Here is a 16,413-nt window from a genome sequence, read left to right as displayed (position 1 = left end):
ACTCAGCTGATGGCCGGCGCGTAGTCGGCCAGCGCCTGAGGCCAGCGCAAGTAAAGATAGCCTCCGCAAAATACGAACCAGGCCGTTAAAGCTGCAGCGGTTGTGCTGTCTGGGTAGAGCGCAATGCGGTCATAGCGACTGTAGCTTGCGCGCACCAGACCCGTAATCGCCAACCCCAGCAACAAGCCACCCACAATATCGCTGAACCAGTGAACGCCCAGGTAAAGCCGACTTAACGCCACCGGAAGCAGCGGTAGCGATGCCAGCACATATATCTGCCAGCGTTTGCGGGCGCTGGCTTCAGCTGCAATAAAACCAGCCGCAAGGGTCACCAGCACCGTAATGCCGGCGGTATGGGCGCTGGGAAACGAACCGGATTGCGGCGGTGCAAACACCATCTCCGGTCGTGCAGCAGCAAAACCGTTTTTCAGTGCCCACACCAGAACAGTGGTCAGCACACCGGCGGCCAGGCAATGCAGGGCGCCGGCGTAAAAACCGCGAAACGTCAGAGTCAGGCAGGCAAGTGCTGAGGCGACCAGTAAAACCGCCGGGTCGCCTAGCGATGTAATCGCAACCGCGGGTATATCCAGCAGCGGTTGGCGCCAGGCCGTAAACCATTCCAGTGCTGCTTGATCAAAAGGTCGCAGAGCATCGGTAAACACCGCCAGCTGGCCCCACAACACAAACAAACTGGCACTGCCCAGGCCCAGAATAAGAGACGCCAGCGGAAATTCGCCCTGATTAGTTGGGCGTTGTTTGCTGTAAAGATGCCAGAATCGGTGACTGGTGCGATAGTTTTGCATAATCTGCTCAAGATACCGATACACGCGGCCGCGGCCCGTCAGGCCCAGGTGGGCGCGAAACAACACCAGATACACCAGCAACAGAACACCCACGCTGACCAGGCTAACGGCATAGACGTGGGGCGGTGGCCGTAACTCCGACGTAAGGGCGCTGCCAACCAGAAATCCCGGCAATACATAAACGGGTGCCCATGCAACAGCCGAGCTGATATTGAAGGCAAAAAAACGGTACCAGGGCATCCAGAGCGCGCCAGCAACCAGGGGGATGATGGGCCTGATCGGGCCAATAAAGCGCCCCGCCACAATGCTAAAGCCGCCGTGCCGGTAAAAAAAAGCTTCTCCGCGGGCCACAATGGCCGGGTAGCGGCTCATGGGCCAGACATTGTTAAGCCTTCCTGTCAGCAGGCGCCCCAGAGCAAAGCTCAGTGTGTCGCCGACAATGGCGCCAAAAAATACCCAGAAAAGGGCCTCGCCCAATGCCATGCCGGTCTGTCCGGCCAAGGCGGTCAACGCAAAAAGAATGGCCACGCCGGGCACCAGCAGACCGGCAACCGCCAGAGACTCCACCAGGGCTGTGGTAAACAGCGCGGCGCTCAACCAGCCCGGATTTGCAGCCACTACAGCACTAAACTCGCCCAGCCAGCCCGGCATTATAAGGCTAAGGGTCCGGGCGCAAACCGTACACTGTTCCCGCCCGTTTTACGGGCCTGGCTGGCGCCGTTATGGGCTCTTTGTCTTAAGGTATTGCTTTCGCTATCAGCCGGCATGCGTGTGGTGCAGCCTATACTGACGCTGCTGCTTTCGACCGGCAGCCAAGACCGTTCGGCGATAGTGCGACGAATGCGCTCGGCGATCACCCGCGCGCCTTCCTCCGGGGTGAATGGCAAAATCAGGAACAGATTTGATTCGCTAAGGGTATAAAGAGTGTCGCCTGCACGAATGATTTCGAACAGCTGCTGAATAATTTGCCGCTGCAGAGCAGGCAGAGTGTCGTTGCCATGCAGGGTCGTCACTTCATCAGCGTGATCTATATCCAGTGCAATCACTGACAATGGATGTCCGGTTACCTTGGCCCGGCTAATTTCCTGCTGCAGATTTTCGTCCAGAAACCGGCCGTGGTGAGCTCCCGTCAGCGGGTCAATAAGGGTCAGGTCATCCGCAGATTGTGCCATGGTACTGTAGCGCCGCACGGCCAGCGCACCGGTTCCAAGTAGCATGGCCATGCCACCGAAAGCCGCCAGGGCTTCTGTGGTGTCGGCTTTCAGCATTAACAGCAGTGTCATCAGCACCAGCAATAACAGCGACAGGCCCAGCCCTTTGCGCGCAGGCAGAATGAGTAAGTTCAGCGCCAGCAACGGCATTGCCCAGTGGCCGGCAACCGGGCTCTGACTGGCAGCGCTGGTCGCCAGCACGGCACCGTTGAGGGTGCACAGAACAATAAAATGACCTTTTGCGGCTAATTGCTGGCGCCTGTTCATGATGGTGTAGGCCAGGCCCGCTGCGGCCAGCACGGCCATGGCCAGGGCGACAAAAAACAGCCCATAAAAGCCGTAACGCAGATTTAGCAGGCCCAGCATCAGTAAGAATAGGGCGGTTAGCAGATACGCTGTGCCATAAGTGCGGGTGCGCAGCCGGGTTTCGGTCATGCCTTTGGCTCCTGGTTCCGCCCGTTGAAGGTCTGGCTGTCATTACCGGTGTGTTGCTGGGCCCTGCGTAACGCGCCTGTGACGCTGCGTTGCAGGCTGTTGGCGTCATCGCCGATGTTGAGTCCGGCGGCGCCGGTGCTGAGTGTCATGGCCAGTTGATGGCTGGTTAACAGTTGTTGCACGCCTTGGCGCAAAGCCTCGGCCTGCCGCGAGGCCTGGGGGCTGGTAATACCGGGAAGAATGATCAGAAACTGAAGGTCTGCAACGCGATAGTAAGCGTCAAAGTCGCGGATGTGGCTGTGCAAATAGCGCCCGATTTGCGGCAGAATCGAACGCGAATCAGCGCCCGCCGGCTCTGCATCGTTGCTGGGTTTTAGTGCCAGCATGATGACTGACAGGGTAGTGCCTTCACGCTCGCTGCGTTGAATCTCTTTATTCAAATCGGCGGTCAGGTGTTGCTGGCTGGCGGCGTTGGTCAGCTCGTCGGTGCGTCGAAGGGGCATTAGCTGGCGGCGTTTGAACTCCAGTAGAAATATCAGCATAAGGCTTAGCAGCAGGGTCAGAAAAAAGGCGCCGATTATCTGATGGCGCTGGGCAATGCCGCTGGCTTGGTACACCATAAATAGGGCGATGGCGACCACCGCAAGAATGGCAATCCATGCCCCGCGCTGCGGTACTACAAGATAGGCCAATAGTGGCAGACCATAGACCCAGTAACTTATAAACCACCGGTCTGTTAATGCGGCGGTGGCCACCAAGAGCACCAGAATAATAAAAAATCCGGCGCGCAGGCCAGGCCAGGGCGCAGCGCCATGGCGTTTCCGGAACGTTGGGCTGCACACCACAATGCCGCCAACCGTTGCAGCGCAGGCAGCCAGCAACGGCTCACCTGCCAGCGCGCAGAGCGCAGCCATAACCGCAGCTGCAATAAATGCACTGTGGGCAAGGGGTTTTAACAGCACAGGGCTGGCCATCGTGGCCATGTTCGCGTTCCTTTTAGTGGCGATCGGTTTTCGGAGTTCAAGGCACGAGTATACTGGTTGTTTGGGGTGCGTACTTGAATGCAGACAGGTAAAGTTAAGGGTACTAGCGACATCAGAATTCAAAGGTAACAAGCGGATGGACATTGCAGCATACATGAATGGAGTGGGTGCCCAGGCCCGTGCAGCAGCGAAACACGTTGCCCGATCAACCACAGCGGTTCGTAATCAGGCGCTGCTGGCTATGGCTCAGGCCCTGGACGCCGCCCGCGACGAACTGGCTCAGGCCAATCAACAGGATCTTTCTGCGGCCAGGGCCAGCGGTCTGGACAGCGCCATGCTGGACCGCCTGGAACTGACGCCGGTGCGGGTAGACGCCATGATTGAAGGGCTACTGCAGGTGGCCGGCCTGGCAGACCCGATTGGCGTGATAACCGACATGGCCTACAGGCCTTCGGGCATTCAGGTGGGCAAAATGCGTGTGCCGCTGGGCGTTATCGGGATTATTTATGAGTCACGCCCGAATGTGACCGTTGAAGCGGCCAGCCTCTGTCTGAAGTCTGGTAATGCCGCCATATTGCGCGGCGGCTCTGAGTCCATTCACTCCAATCAGGCGATTGCGCGCTGCATTGCCAGTGGGCTAGCTCAAGCCGGGCTGCCGGAAACGGCTGTTCAGATTATTGCCACCGCCGACCGCGCCGCAGTGGGCGAACTGATCACCATGCCGCAGTACGTTGACGTTATCGTGCCGCGTGGTGGCAAAGGTCTGATTGAGCGCGTCAGCCGTGACGCCCGGGTTCCGGTCATAAAGCACCTTGATGGCGTCTGTCACGTTTATATCGACAGTCACGCCGATCCAGAAAAGGCGCTGGCGGTGGCGGTGAACGCCAAAACCCAGCGCTACGGCACCTGCAACACTATGGAAACGCTTTTGGTGGATGAGGAAATTGCCGCCGATATGCTGCCGCTGCTGAACGCTGCGTTCGTAGAAAAAGGCGTAGAGCTACGCGGCTGCGAGCGCAGCCGGGAGATTGTCAGCGAGATGACGCCGGCAACAGAAGCCGACTGGGAAGCAGAATACCTGGCCCCTATTCTAGCGGTGAAGGTGGTGGATGGTCTGGACGGCGCTATTGCTCATATCAGTCAGTTCAGCTCCCAGCACACCGACAGTATTATCACCGAAAATTACACCCGCGCCCGGCGTTTTCTTACCGAAGTGGATTCCAGCTCGGTGATGGTGAATGCCTCCACCCGCTTTGCCGATGGCTTTGAATACGGTCTGGGTGCGGAAATCGGAATTTCCACTGACAAAATCCACGCCCGCGGGCCGGTGGGTCTGGAGGGCCTGACGTCGCAAAAATACGTGGTGTTCGGTGACGGCCATATCCGGGTTTAGCGCATGCACGTAATTTATGGCGGTACCTTTGACCCAGTGCACCACGGCCACCTGCGCCTGGGCCTCGAGCTCAAGGATTATCTTGGGGTGGCTCAGGTGCACCTGGTACCCAGCTATACTCCTCCGCACCGTGGCGCGACGGGCGCAACCGCCGATCAGCGACTTCGGCTTTTGCAGTTGGCGATTGCGGGTGAGCCGGCGTTGGCAATTGACTCACGCGAGTTAGATCGCGGCGGTAAATCCTTTACCGCCGACACCCTGCGCCAACTGCGCGCCGAATTGGGCCCGGATTGCCCACTGGTGATGGCCGTGGGTACCGACGCGTTTGCCGGTTTTGATCGCTGGCGCCAGTGGCAGGAAATTCTGGCGCTGGCGCACATTGTGGTGGTCAGCCGCCCCGGGCCGGCGTTGGACCCACAGGGAGTGCCGGCCTCTTTGCTGTCGAAGCATTATCTTGAACAGGGCGAAGAGCTGAAAAACTTGCCGTGTGGCCGAATTGTAATGTTTTCGCCGCCCTTGCTGGATATTTCTGCGACCGCCATTCGCCAGCGTCTGGCGGCGGGTCACTCCGCGCGCTACCTGCTTCCTTGGCAAGCGCTGGCAGAAATTCACCGGCAAGGGCTCTATGGTGCCTGCCCTGCGGTGGAACTTTAGTGCTACAATCGCGTTAATAGCGACTTTTCGGGCGGCCATTCTGGCCAGAGCCCGGGCAACAGGGTGATTATGCAGGCCGAACAACTGAAAGATCTGGTAGTAAACGCGCTGGAAGATGTAAAAGCCCAGGATTTAAGTGTCATTGATGTGCGCGAGCGCACCAGTGTCACCGACTTCATGGTTTTGGCGTCTGGCACGTCCAACCGACACTTGAAAGCGTTGGCCAATTCGGTCGTCGTTGACGCAAAAGAGCAGGGTGTTCGGGTTGATCATTTAGAAGGCGCTGGCGGCAGCGACTGGATACTGGTGGATTTGGGTGATGTTGTGGTGCATGTGATGATGCCGGCGGCGCGCGAATTCTACGATTTGGAACGATTCTGGCGTGACGCTCCGGCACCTGATTTTGGTCTCGCGGGCGGCGAATAACCATGCGTTTACGTCTGATCTGCGTGGGGCAAAAAATGCCAGACTGGGTCAGTGCCGGTTACCTGGATTACGCGCGTCGCATGCCTCCGGAGTTATCTCTGGAACTGGTCGAAATCGCCATGGCACACCGGGGTAAAAACCCGGACATCCCCAGACTTATGCAGCGCGAAAGCGATGCCATTCTTGCTGCTACCCAACCGAAAGACCGGGTGGTAGCGCTGGAAGTGGAAGGGCGGCCCTGGTCGACCGAAAAGTTGGCTGCGCAACTGGAAAACTGGCAACAGGATGGCCGCGACGTCAACTTTCTGGTGGGTGGGCCGGACGGGCTCGCTGACGCCTGTCGTCAGCGCGCTGACCAACAATGGTCTTTATCGTCGCTGACTCTGCCTCACCCGTTGGTACGCATTGTGTTGGCGGAGCAGCTATACCGGGCCTGGTCCATTACCCGCAACCATCCTTACCACCGGGCGTAAGGCGCACGATGGGAGTGCTTCATGCCTTGGGGTGAATTCAAGAACATAGCCGCTGAACGCCGTTTGTTCCAGCGCCGCACCCTGGTCATGCTGATTATTGTGGTGCTGCTAACGGGGGCGTTGATTGCGCGCCTGTACCAGTTGCAGGTGGTAGAACACGAGATTTACACCACGCTATCAGACAAGAACCGGGTTCAGGTGCAGTCGGTGCCCCCGCCCCGGGGGTTGGTATACGATCGCAACCGCGTGCTGCTGGCGGAAAATCGCCCGGTGTTCAGCGTGACTCTGGTGCCCGAGCGCATTACTGATATGAGCGCTACCCTGGCGCGCCTGCAAACCATTCTGTCCATTTCCGATGAAGACCTTGAACGCTTTCAGCGCCGCTTGAAAGAGCGCCGCCGTCCGTTTCAGGAACTGCCTCTGCGTTATGATCTTAATGAAGAGGAAATCGCCCGGCTAGCGGTGCTGCGCCATGAGTTACCGGGCGTAGCAGTGCAGGCCGAGCTGGTGCGTTACTACCCCCACAGCGAATTGACCGCCCATGCCTTGGGCTTCGTGGGGCGCATTAATCAAAGTGAGTTGCAGCGTATTGATCCGGTTAACTACGCCGGTACTAATTACATCGGAAAATCTGGAATTGAGCGTTTTTACGAGCAGCAGCTGCACGGCAAGGTTGGCTACCAGCATGTTGAAACCAACGCTCGTGGCCGCACCCTTAGGGTGTTGGAGCGCAAAAATCCGGTGCCCGGTGAAAATATTCAGCTGCATCTGGATTTGCGCTTACAGAAGCTGGCCCACAAGCTGCTTGACGGTCGGCGCGGAGCCATTGTGGCGATTGAACCGGCAACAGGCGGTATTCTGGCGTTGGCCAGTGTACCGGGGTTTGACGCCAACCAGTTTGTGACCGGCATCAGCGTAGAAGACTATCGCGAACTGAGTGAAAGCCGCGATAAACCTTTGTTTAACCGCGCCCTTCGTGGGCAGTACCCCCCTGGCTCTACTCTGAAACCGATGCTGGCGATTGCGGCACTGGATAGCGGTGCAACAAATCGCACACGCCGGGTGTGGGATCCAGGTTATTTCCAGTTGAACTCGTCTGGACGGCGCTATCGGGACTGGAAACGTTCAGGGCATGGGTGGGTTGACCTTGACCTGGCCATAACCCAATCCTGCGATGTGTATTTTTACGAAATCGCGGTGGACATGGGGGTTGATACCATTCACCACTATCTTTCTCGATTTGGATTCGGTGAAGACGCCGCGCTGGACGTGGCGGGGGCGCTGAGTGGCCTGCTGCCTTCGAAGGAATGGAAACAGGGCGCCCGCCAGGAGCCCTGGTACCCCGGTGACACGGTTAATTTGGGTATCGGCCAAGGTTTTATGTTGGCCACGCCCTTGCAGTTGGCAACAGCCACAGCGCTGATTGCCGACCGTGGTTATTGGGTAGAGCCGCGGCTGCTAAAAAGTATTGACGGCAACAACGATCTCACGAGTTTTTTGCCGGAGCAAAATCACGCGCCGTTAACGCTAAAGAATCCGGATGACTGGGAGTTTGTAGTGGAGGCCATGGCCGATGTGATGCACGGCGCGCGCGGAACCGCCCGAGCCGCTGGTGCAAACGCTAGCTACCGAATGGCTGGTAAAACCGGCACAGCCCAGGTTTTTTCCTTAGCTGAAGATGAAGAGTACGATGCGGAGGAAGTGAGAGAGCGGCTGCGCGATCACGCGCTGTTTGTTGGTTTTGCGCCGGTAGATAATCCGCAGATTGCTGTGTCGGTGATTGTGGAAAACGGCGGTGGCGGCAGCAGTACCGCTGCGCCGATGGCGCGCGCCCTGTTTGACGCCTGGCTGTTGGAATTCGGCGAAGGCGGGGGTGATAGAGAGGGCAGCGCCGCCGCAGACATCGCCAATGTCGAGGGCCCTCGCTGATGGCCAATCGGGATATATTGCACGGCACCGACAGCAGCTCCTTGGGAAACCCCCGCGGTTTCTGGGCTACGGTGCATCTGGACCCCATTCTGCTGGTGTTGCTGCTGATGCTGATGGGTGGCGGCCTTTTTGTGCTTTACAGCGGTGCCGACCGCAATATAGACGTTGTTAAGGCCAGGGTATTCGTCTGGGAATTGCCTTCGTCGCAATGGTAGTGCTGGCCCAGCTTGACCCCGCCGTGTTTCGCCGCTGGGCACCGCTGTTTTACTCCCTCGGTCTGGTGGCTCTGGTGGCTGTGCTGCTGGTGGGCGTTGGTGCCAAGGGCGCTCAGCGCTGGCTGGCGGTTCCCGGCTTGCCCAGGTTCCAACCTTCGGAATACATGAAGCTGGTGGTGCCGATGATGGCCGCCTGGTATCTGTCGCGTCACTATCTGCCGCCACGCTTGCGTCATCTGGCGGTGGGTATGGCCATCGTGCTGGTGCCTATGGTGATGATCGTCAAACAGCCTGATTTGGGCACCTCCCTGCTGGTCGGCATGGCGGGTATTTTCGTGGTGTTTTTTGCCGGTATCAGCTGGAAGCTCATTGCGGCATTTTTTGCGTTGGTATCGGTGTCGGCGCCGGTGATGTGGATGTACGGCATGCGCGATTATCAAAAACAGCGGGTGCTGACCATGCTGGATCCGCAAAGTGACCCGTTGGGGGCAGGCTGGAATATCATCCAGTCTAAAACCGCTATCGGTTCCGGTGGCTACGATGGCAAGGGCTGGCTACACGGCACCCAGTCGCGTCTGGAATTTCTGCCCGAAAGCCACACCGACTTCATTGTGGCGGTGCTGGCGGAAGAGTTTGGCTTTGTCGGCATGCTGGTTTTGCTAACCGTGTATTTTCTGATTGTTCTGCGCTGCCTTCACATCGCAGTTTCTGCCCAGGATTCCTTTAGTCGCTTGCTGGCAGGTGCATTGACCATGACGTTTTTCATTTATATTTTTGTCAATATTGGTATGGTCAGCGGAATGCTGCCTGTGGTCGGCGTGCCGCTGCCCCTGGTCAGTTACGGCGGTACCTCCGGGGTTACCCTTATGGCGGCCTTCGGGGTGTTGATGTCGATTCACACCCACCGCCGCATGATCTGTTCGTGAACAGTTCCGGATCGCAACCATGGCTGCCCGGTAATGGCGTAGTGCCAGCCGCAGCCGTTAGAATGGGGCCTTGCCCGCTTTTGCGGTTTTCAATTATGGGGGATATCCCACTGTGATCATCAAGTCTGCCCTGTGGGTCGTGTTGGCGGGAGCTCTGGCCATGCTGGTCGGCTGTGCTTCTGCGCCCCCGGAAAAAGATCATTCCGGCCGTTATACGATCCGCCAGGATCGCGCGCCTGACGGCAACTTTGACGCCTCCGGGCTAAAAGATGCGCAACCGCGCTTTGAAGAGCCGCGGCGGGCGGGCAACAAATCGTCTTACACCGTGTGGGGCAAACAATACAGCGTGATGGACGACAACGACGGGTATGTGGCCGAAGGCATGGCAAGCTGGTACGGTGAAAAGTTTCACGGCCACAAAACCTCTAACGGCGAAGTGTTCGATATGTACCAGATGACCGCCGCCCACAAGTCACTGCGCATTCCCAGCTACGCGCGGGTGACCAACCTTGCCAACGGCCGCTCGGTAATTGTGCGGGTAAACGACCGCGGTCCTTTTCATGGCGACCGGATGATTGATTTGTCTTACGCTGCAGCCAAACGGCTGGGTTACCAGGGCCAGGGTGTCGCAAAGGTAGAAGTGGCAGCGATAACGGTTAGCCCGGACGGCGCCATGTTCTTGGCCAATAAACCGTTTGGTGGAGCTGCCAGGTCGCAAGCGGTGGCTGTGCAATCAAAGCCCAAGGGCCCAGAACCTCAGCGTGAACCTGTGGTGGCGGCGGGGCCGGCTCCGGCTCCGGCTCCGGCAGAACGTCCGGATAGCGCAACAGCCGTCGCGTCTGCAGCTCAAGGAGTATTCGTGCAGTTGGCGTCATTCTCCAGCAACGTTGCGGCAAAAAATCTGATACGAAAGGTTCAAGACCAGATGCAGACACCCATGCGGGTTAAAGTGGCTGACACCGGTAGCGGGCGTTTTCACCGCGTTCAGGCCGGCCCTTTCAACAATGAACAGAGCGCCCTGCAAGCCCAGCAGTTGCTGCAGACCCACGGCTTCAATCAAACCATTTTGCTGACGGACGCTCGCTGACCGATTCGCGCTGGCTTATCTAGGCAGAAGAGCCGCCGGTAAATCCTATCCATACACTGACCGATAAATGAAAAAAACCATGGCTTTTATATCTCTGTTCCGTTCCGCTTTTTTTGTGTACACACTGTTGCTGGTCGTCGCTGGCAACGCACTGGCCCAGACCGTACTGATACCGGCGCCGCCGCAGATTGCCGGCAGTTCCTACGTGTTGATGGAGCCCAAAAGCGGGCACTTCATTATGGCAAACAACAGCAGCGAGCGCCTGCCGCCTGCCAGCCTGACTAAAATGATGACTGCCTACATTGTTGAGCGCGAGCTGGATGAAGGCCGCATTGCCATGGGCGACATGGTGCCCATCAGCGTTACTGCCTGGCAAACCGGAGGTTCCCGTACCTTTGTGCGTGAGGGCACCAGCGTATCGGTAGAAGATTTGTTACGTGGAGTGGTGATTCAATCCGGTAACGACGCCTCTGTGGCTTTGGCGGAATTTGTTGCCGGCAGCGAGGGTGCGTTTGTCGACATCATGAATCAGCAGGCTGAACTCTTGGGCATGACCAATACCAATTTCGAGAACGCCACCGGATTGCCGTCACCCAACCACTATTCAACCGCTCAAGACTTGGCTCTTTTGGCTCAGGCCACTATCAACGACTACCCTGAAACCTATCCGATGTACGCCGAAAAGCAGTTCACTTTCAACAACATCCGGCAGCCAAATCGCAACAGCTTGTTGTGGCGTGACAACAGCGTAGACGGGCTGAAAACCGGACACACCGAAGAGGCCGGATATTGTCTGGTTGCCTCGGCAAAACGCGATGACACCCGTTTTATAGCGGTGGTGATGGGCGCTCGCAGTGCGGAGTCGCGCTCACAGGAAGTGCAGAAAATGCTGAACTACGGCTTCCGTTACTATCAGAGCGAGCGCCTGTTCAGTGCAGGCCAGGAACTGATCCAGTCGCCGGTTTGGGGTGGTGCTGCCAACACCTTGCCGGTTGGGGTGCTTGAAGATGTTTATGTCACCATTTCCCGCAGTGCCCGCAATCAGCTGGAATCTGTCATAGACCTGGATTCAGTGGTTAAAGCACCGGTCAGTGCTGGCGATGAACTGGGCCGCATCAAGGTTTCGTTTCAGGGCGAAGTGCTTGTAGATCAGCCCGTGTTGGCGCTGGTAGATGTGCCTGAGGGCGGGTTTTTCAAGCGTATCTGGGACGCGGTAAAACTGTTTTTTGTGAAGTTTTTTCAGTAAGCCATAACCCTATAGCCGGACAGCAAGATGAGTGACGAAAAAGCGCCAAAAATCGAATTCCCCTGCGATTACGCGATCAAAGTGATTGGTAATGCAGCCCCGGATTTCAGGGAGTTTGTGCTGGCAGTGGTTGAGCGCCATGCACCGAGGCCAGATGCCAGCACCGTGACTGTAAACGACAGCCGCAACGGCCGTTTCTGCTCGGTGCGGCTGACCATGGTTGCAACCGGGGAGCCACAACTGCAGGCGCTTTTTAACGAGCTTAAAGCCAGCGGCCGTGTGCACATGGTGTTGTAACCGTGAGCCAACTGATTGTGCGCTCATTGGGTGAGCAGCCCTACCTGAAAACCTGGCATGCCATGCAGGCATTCACCGCCAGCCGTGATAAAAACAGCGCTGACGAGCTCTGGTGCCTGCAGCACCCGCCGGTTTATACCCAGGGGCAGGCCGGTAAGGCCGAGCATATTCTGGCGCCCGGTGATATACCGGTGGTTCAGGTAGACCGGGGTGGTCAGGTGACCTACCACGGCCCCGGCCAATTGGTCATTTATCTGTTGATTGACCTGACTCGCAGTGCCTTGGGTATTCGCGCGTTGGTCAGCCATATTGAACAGTCCATCGTATACACTCTCGCACCTTTGGGTATAAGCGCCGCGCCGCGGGCCGATGCGCCGGGGGTTTATGTGGATGGCGCGAAAATCGCCTCGCTGGGTTTGCGTGTGCGGCGTGGTTGTTCATTTCACGGCCTGGCGTTGAATGTTGCCATGGACATGGAACCTTTCGCGCGAATCAATCCGTGTGGCTATGCCGGTATGGCCATGTGCCAGGTTCAGGACTTTGCGCAGCACGCCACATTTGCACAAATAGAGCGGCAGCTTGCCGAACATCTGGTGGCTGCTCTGGGCCATAGCCTGGCAGGCGAGGGCTCGGTAAGCTGGCAGCAGAGCTGGTAAATCTGCGTCAAGATGTGGCAATGCCGGGCTAAAAAAGTTTAAGTTCGTGAATATTTGAGTTAAAGAGTCTTTAAGTTAAAGAGCATTTAAGCTGGAGAGATTTAGGGCTGGAGAGTATTTATGGCAAAAAAGGGATCAGACAACTCTGTCTCACGCATAAAAACCGGCAGCTTCGAACGCAGGCTAAGCCTCACCCGTGCCGGTCTGTTTGCCGGCACCCGCATGGCTTCCCACATGGCGACCAATTGGCTGGGTGGTAAGGAGCGCCGCGAACAACGTCACAAAGCCATGATGTCGTCCCAGGCTCGCTTTCTGGTGAACGAGCTGGGCCAGCTAAAAGGCAGCGTGGTCAAGATTGGTCAGGTGATGGCCTTGTACGGCGAGCATTTTCTGCCCGATGAAGTCACCGAAGCCCTGCACACGCTGGAAGATCAGACCACGTCTTTGGCGTGGCCGGCCATTGAGCGCGTGCTGCAATCGGAATTGGGCAATGAGCGCCTGGCGCAGCTGGACATTGAGCATCAGCCTATTGGCGCCGCTTCACTGGGCCAGGTTCATCGCGCCCGGCGCCTGAGTGATGGCCTGGAACTGGTGCTGAAAGTGCAGTATCCCGGTGTGGGGGATGCGGTCGACAGCGATCTGAACTCCGTCGCCAAGATGCTGAAAATGGCCCGTTTAGTTAATTTTGGCCCGGAATTCGACGACTGGCTGGACGAAGTGCGGGTCATGATGCACCGCGAGGTGGATTACCGCCTGGAAGCCGACACCACTGAACGTTTTCGTCAAATGCTGCTAGACGATCCGCGTTTCATTGTGCCGCGGGTGCTGCCGGAATACTCCAGCGCCCAGGTGATTGCCTCCACTTATGAGCGCGGTCACTCGGTTAACTCGCCCACGGTTGCCGGAATCTCTTTGGAGCGCCGCAGTGAGCTGGGTAAGTCCGCGCTGGAGCTGTTCTTTCGCGAGTTGTTTGACTGGGGCGAAATTCAGACCGACCCGAACTTTGGCAACTATCGCATTCGCTTGGCCGGGGAGCCGGGCGCAGAAGCAGACCACGATCGTATTGTGCTGCTGGATTTTGGCGCGGTGCAGCGCTATAGCGATGAGTTTCTACAGCCGGTAATCCAGATGATTCGTGCCTCCTATGAAAGCGATCTGGACGCGGTAATCGATGGCGGCGTGCAGCTCCGGTTTATGAGCCGTGACTGGCCCACTGAGGTTCTGGAAACCTTTGGTCGGGTGTGTATGTCAGTGTTGGAGCCGTTGATTGGCGACCCCAGCGAATGGCCAGCCGAGGCTGTGAACAGCGCAGGCCAGTATCGCTGGAAACAAAGCGACCTGCCTTCAAGAGTAGCGCGCCAGGCCGCTCGTTCTGCCATTAGTCGTTACTTTCGCGTGCCACCAAAAGAATTCGTGTTTCTGAATCGCAAGTTGATCGGGGTTTACACGTTTATTGCCGTTTTGCAGTCAGAGTTCAACGGCGAGCCAATGCTACGGCGTTATCTTTATCCCGAGAGCACTAAACCAGACACCAGCGACTCGATTTCGGGACCGTAGGCACTGAGTACCAGCCACATCACAATGGCATAGCGCAGACCCTTGCCGATGCCGACCAGAATGACAAAGTTCAGCCAGGGCACGCGCATAATACCGCCGACTAGCGTAAGCGCGTCGCCGCCAATCGGTAGCCAGCCCATCAGTAACGACCATTGGCCAAAGCGGTTAAAGCGGTTGCGCGCATTGTGCAGCTGCACTTCGGTCATCGGAAACCAGCGCTTGTGCTTGAATCGATCCACTTGGCGCCCGATGATTCCGTTCACCACAGATCCCAGTGTATTTCCGGTTGTGGCCGCAAACCACAACCAGAATGGCCCATAGCCCTGGGCCAGAAGGGTGCCCAGAAGGATTTCCGAATACGCGGGCAGCAGCGTAGCAGCGGCAAAAGCAGTGGCGAACAGGGTCAGGTATACCACGGGTTCTCCGGTTGAGGATTGATTGGCTCAGCCCTGGCCTACAGCATAGCTGGCTAAACCTGATACTAGACTATCGCGTCTATTCAAACAGTCAATTTTCATTCCCTGGCAGCCATGCCATCATATCCTTAGATACACACCCAACATTCACCAAGCTAATAGCCGTCAAACGAACAGGCAAGCATTGATAACGGGAGCGAGTTATGGAAAAGGTTACAATTTTCGGTCGTACCAGCTGTGGTTTCTGCGTAGGGGCCATTCGTCTGTGCGAAGCTCGCGGTTTCGAGTTCAAATGGGTCGACATGATTGAAGAAGACATTACCAAGGCGGACATTGCTCAGAAAATCGGCAAGCCTGTTCATACTGTGCCGCAGATCTTCGTGGGTGAACAACACATTGGCGGTTATGATGAATTCTCCGCTTTTGTACGCCAGCAAGAAACAGCCGAGCATTAATCGCGTCTATTTGTCCATTCCATCCAGAACCTGATTGGTCCAGATCCGACTTTCCAGAAAATATTGGTTAAGTGTGGTGACCGTTTCGTCACTGGCATTTTTCAGGCGGCCCTTCTCAAAGGCTTTTACCAAATGAAGGGTCTTGCCGAGAGGGCCCTTGTGAGCAAGCAGAGCTTGCCTGATATTTGGAGCAAGGGCGATATGGTCACACAACAGCTCCAACTTTTGGCCGAGCAGCACATCAACCATCGACAGCAAGCCCACCATGAATGCGGGCTCTTTGTTCTCCTTGCAGTCTCGTGCGGCCAGCCGTGCGCACATGGCTGCACGGGTCAGCGCCTGTGGCAATAGCAACATGTTGCACGGGTCGTCATGAGCCAGTACCAGCATGGTGACCAGATTACGAAGGCGGTTCAGCCCCAGAAGTCCCAGGGCCTGGCGCAAACTAACGATTTTCTGAGACAGATTGTAGCTTGCCGAATTCACTGTACGCAGCATTTGCACCCCCAGCTGGGGTTCCTGCACCAGCAACCGCTCCAGTTCGTTGTAGTCCGCTTCGGGTTTTTGTAATTCGCCCAGAAGGCGAAGTTGTGCCGATTGATTGCGCCCGCGCTTGAAGGCGGTGGATTGACGGGTCTCCGGATGGGCGTAAAAGTAACCCTGAAAAAGAGTAAATCCAATGGCCTTGGCCTGATCAAACTCTTTTTTGGTTTCCACCTTTTCGGCCAGCAGGGTGATGCCGCGAGCCAGGTAGTGTTCTACCTGCTTTCTGGTAGGAGGCTGCTCCAGCATGTCCAGTTTGATAATGTCGGCCAGGTCCAAAAGCGGTTGGGTGGAGTCGGTCAGTACAAAATCATCCAGTGCTACGGTGTAGCCCTGGGATTTTATATGCCTCAGTGCTGCAAGGACCTCTTCGTCACCCTCTACGCTTTCCAGTACCTCAATAACCACCTGCTTTGGGCTGGGCGGCAGTAATGCCGGGTTCAACAGCCATTCGCGCGGGGCATTGAAAAACAGCTGCCTACGGCCGCAAAGTGATTCTATACCGGCTTCGTAAAAGGCCGCATTGCAGGCCCGCGCAGTGGCGGTAAGGCCATTTTCTATAACAGCGGAACTCGCGCCTGAGGTGGCTCGGTAAAGCAGCTCGTCGGCCACGTGGGCCATATTGGCGTCGCAAATTGGCTGCAGAGCAATGCAATAAGAGCTGGTATCGGGTTTTGGTGAGTTCGGCATGAATCATTAGCACCCAGG

The 16,413-nt window shown here is 57.0% G+C and carries 16 protein-coding genes and 1 pseudogene; 12 read left to right on the top strand and 5 right to left on the bottom strand.

Going from position 1 to position 16,413, the window contains the following annotated elements:
• Nucleotides 1–2: 2 nt before the first annotated feature.
• Genes ATI45_RS10730 through ATI45_RS10720 form a run of 3 tightly spaced genes read right to left on the bottom strand, consistent with a single transcriptional unit; the run spans nucleotide 3 to nucleotide 3,432 of the window.
• Complete coding sequence (locus ATI45_RS10730; RefSeq protein ID WP_098419492.1) at nucleotides 3–1,454, bottom strand: bifunctional DedA family/phosphatase PAP2 family protein; 1,452 nt, start codon at nucleotides 1,452–1,454, stop codon at nucleotides 3–5.
• Complete coding sequence (locus ATI45_RS10725; protein WP_098419491.1) at nucleotides 1,454–2,449, bottom strand: GGDEF domain-containing protein; 996 nt, start codon at nucleotides 2,447–2,449, stop codon at nucleotides 1,454–1,456. Before ATI45_RS10725 ends, ATI45_RS10730 begins: the two co-directional genes overlap by 1 nt.
• Complete coding sequence (locus ATI45_RS10720) at nucleotides 2,446–3,432, bottom strand: GGDEF domain-containing protein (RefSeq protein WP_098419490.1); 987 nt, start codon at nucleotides 3,430–3,432, stop codon at nucleotides 2,446–2,448. Before ATI45_RS10720 ends, ATI45_RS10725 begins: the two co-directional genes overlap by 4 nt.
• 136 nt (nucleotides 3,433–3,568) lie before the next feature.
• On the opposite strand from ATI45_RS10720, the gene ATI45_RS10715 reads away from it, so the two are divergent.
• The 11 genes and pseudogenes from ATI45_RS10715 to ATI45_RS10665 all read left to right on the top strand — a co-directional run bounded on the left by ATI45_RS10715 (nucleotide 3,569) and on the right by ATI45_RS10665 (nucleotide 14,291).
• Nucleotides 3,569–4,825, top strand: coding sequence for a glutamate-5-semialdehyde dehydrogenase (locus ATI45_RS10715; protein ID WP_098419489.1), 1,257 nt, complete (start codon nucleotides 3,569–3,571; stop codon nucleotides 4,823–4,825).
• Between the two features lie 3 nt (nucleotides 4,826–4,828).
• On the top strand, nucleotides 4,829–5,479 hold the full coding sequence (nadD, locus tag ATI45_RS10710) for a nicotinate-nucleotide adenylyltransferase (protein WP_098419488.1): 651 nt from the start codon (nucleotides 4,829–4,831) through the stop codon (nucleotides 5,477–5,479).
• Between the two features lie 69 nt (nucleotides 5,480–5,548).
• Nucleotides 5,549–5,905 (top strand): ribosome silencing factor, encoded by a 357-nt coding sequence (rsfS, locus tag ATI45_RS10705; protein WP_098419487.1) that lies wholly within the window; start codon nucleotides 5,549–5,551, stop codon nucleotides 5,903–5,905.
• Nucleotides 5,906–5,907: 2 nt separating this feature from the next.
• Complete coding sequence (gene rlmH, locus ATI45_RS10700) at nucleotides 5,908–6,378, top strand: 23S rRNA (pseudouridine(1915)-N(3))-methyltransferase RlmH (protein ID WP_098419486.1); 471 nt, start codon at nucleotides 5,908–5,910, stop codon at nucleotides 6,376–6,378.
• A 21-nt stretch (nucleotides 6,379–6,399) separates the two neighbouring features.
• The gene (mrdA, locus tag ATI45_RS10695; protein WP_098419485.1) at nucleotides 6,400–8,307 is read left to right on the top strand and encodes a penicillin-binding protein 2; all 1,908 of its coding nucleotides are present in this window, start codon (nucleotides 6,400–6,402) and stop codon (nucleotides 8,305–8,307) included.
• Nucleotides 8,307–9,448, top strand: a pseudogene (gene rodA, locus ATI45_RS10690) (rod shape-determining protein RodA). The gene mrdA and the pseudogene rodA overlap by 1 nt, the downstream one beginning before the upstream one ends.
• Before the next feature lie 112 nt (nucleotides 9,449–9,560).
• The gene (locus ATI45_RS10685) at nucleotides 9,561–10,535 is read left to right on the top strand and encodes a septal ring lytic transglycosylase RlpA family protein (protein WP_179888405.1); all 975 of its coding nucleotides are present in this window, start codon (nucleotides 9,561–9,563) and stop codon (nucleotides 10,533–10,535) included.
• A 79-nt stretch (nucleotides 10,536–10,614) separates the two neighbouring features.
• Entirely contained in the window at nucleotides 10,615–11,781 is a 1,167-nt protein-coding gene (locus tag ATI45_RS10680) for a D-alanyl-D-alanine carboxypeptidase family protein (protein WP_179888034.1), read from the top strand.
• A 27-nt stretch (nucleotides 11,782–11,808) separates the two neighbouring features.
• A complete protein-coding gene (locus ATI45_RS10675; protein WP_098419483.1) occupies nucleotides 11,809–12,078 on the top strand; it encodes a YbeD family protein in 270 nt (89 codons plus the stop codon).
• A 2-nt stretch (nucleotides 12,079–12,080) separates the two neighbouring features.
• Nucleotides 12,081–12,734 carry a lipoyl(octanoyl) transferase LipB gene (gene lipB, locus ATI45_RS10670; RefSeq protein WP_098419482.1) on the top strand — a complete coding sequence of 218 codons (654 nt, stop codon included), beginning with the start codon at nucleotides 12,081–12,083 and terminating at the stop codon, nucleotides 12,732–12,734.
• A gap of 120 nt (nucleotides 12,735–12,854) precedes the next feature.
• The gene (locus ATI45_RS10665) at nucleotides 12,855–14,291 is read left to right on the top strand and encodes an ABC1 kinase family protein (RefSeq protein WP_098419481.1); all 1,437 of its coding nucleotides are present in this window, start codon (nucleotides 12,855–12,857) and stop codon (nucleotides 14,289–14,291) included.
• Here ATI45_RS10665 and ATI45_RS10660 read toward each other — a convergent pair.
• Nucleotides 14,240–14,707 carry a YqaA family protein gene (locus ATI45_RS10660; protein WP_098419480.1) on the bottom strand — a complete coding sequence of 156 codons (468 nt, stop codon included), beginning with the start codon at nucleotides 14,705–14,707 and terminating at the stop codon, nucleotides 14,240–14,242. The genes ATI45_RS10665 and ATI45_RS10660 overlap by 52 nt on opposite strands.
• A 203-nt stretch (nucleotides 14,708–14,910) precedes the next feature.
• On the opposite strand from ATI45_RS10660, the gene ATI45_RS10655 reads away from it, so the two are divergent.
• Entirely contained in the window at nucleotides 14,911–15,162 is a 252-nt protein-coding gene (locus ATI45_RS10655; RefSeq protein WP_098419479.1) for a GrxA family glutaredoxin, read from the top strand.
• A 6-nt stretch (nucleotides 15,163–15,168) separates the two neighbouring features.
• Here the strand turns inward: ATI45_RS10655 and ATI45_RS10650 are convergent, their stop codons facing one another.
• On the bottom strand, nucleotides 15,169–16,395 hold the full coding sequence (locus ATI45_RS10650) for an EAL and HDOD domain-containing protein (RefSeq protein WP_098419478.1): 1,227 nt from the start codon (nucleotides 16,393–16,395) through the stop codon (nucleotides 15,169–15,171).
• Between the last annotated feature and the right edge of the window lie 18 nt (nucleotides 16,396–16,413).

Origin of the sequence: Marinobacter sp. LV10MA510-1, assembly GCF_002563885.1 — a bacterium.
Classification (GTDB): Bacteria; Pseudomonadota; Gammaproteobacteria; order Pseudomonadales; family Oleiphilaceae; genus Marinobacter.
Note: the sequence above shows the minus strand (reverse complement) of the source record. Positions and strands in the feature narration are given on the sequence as shown.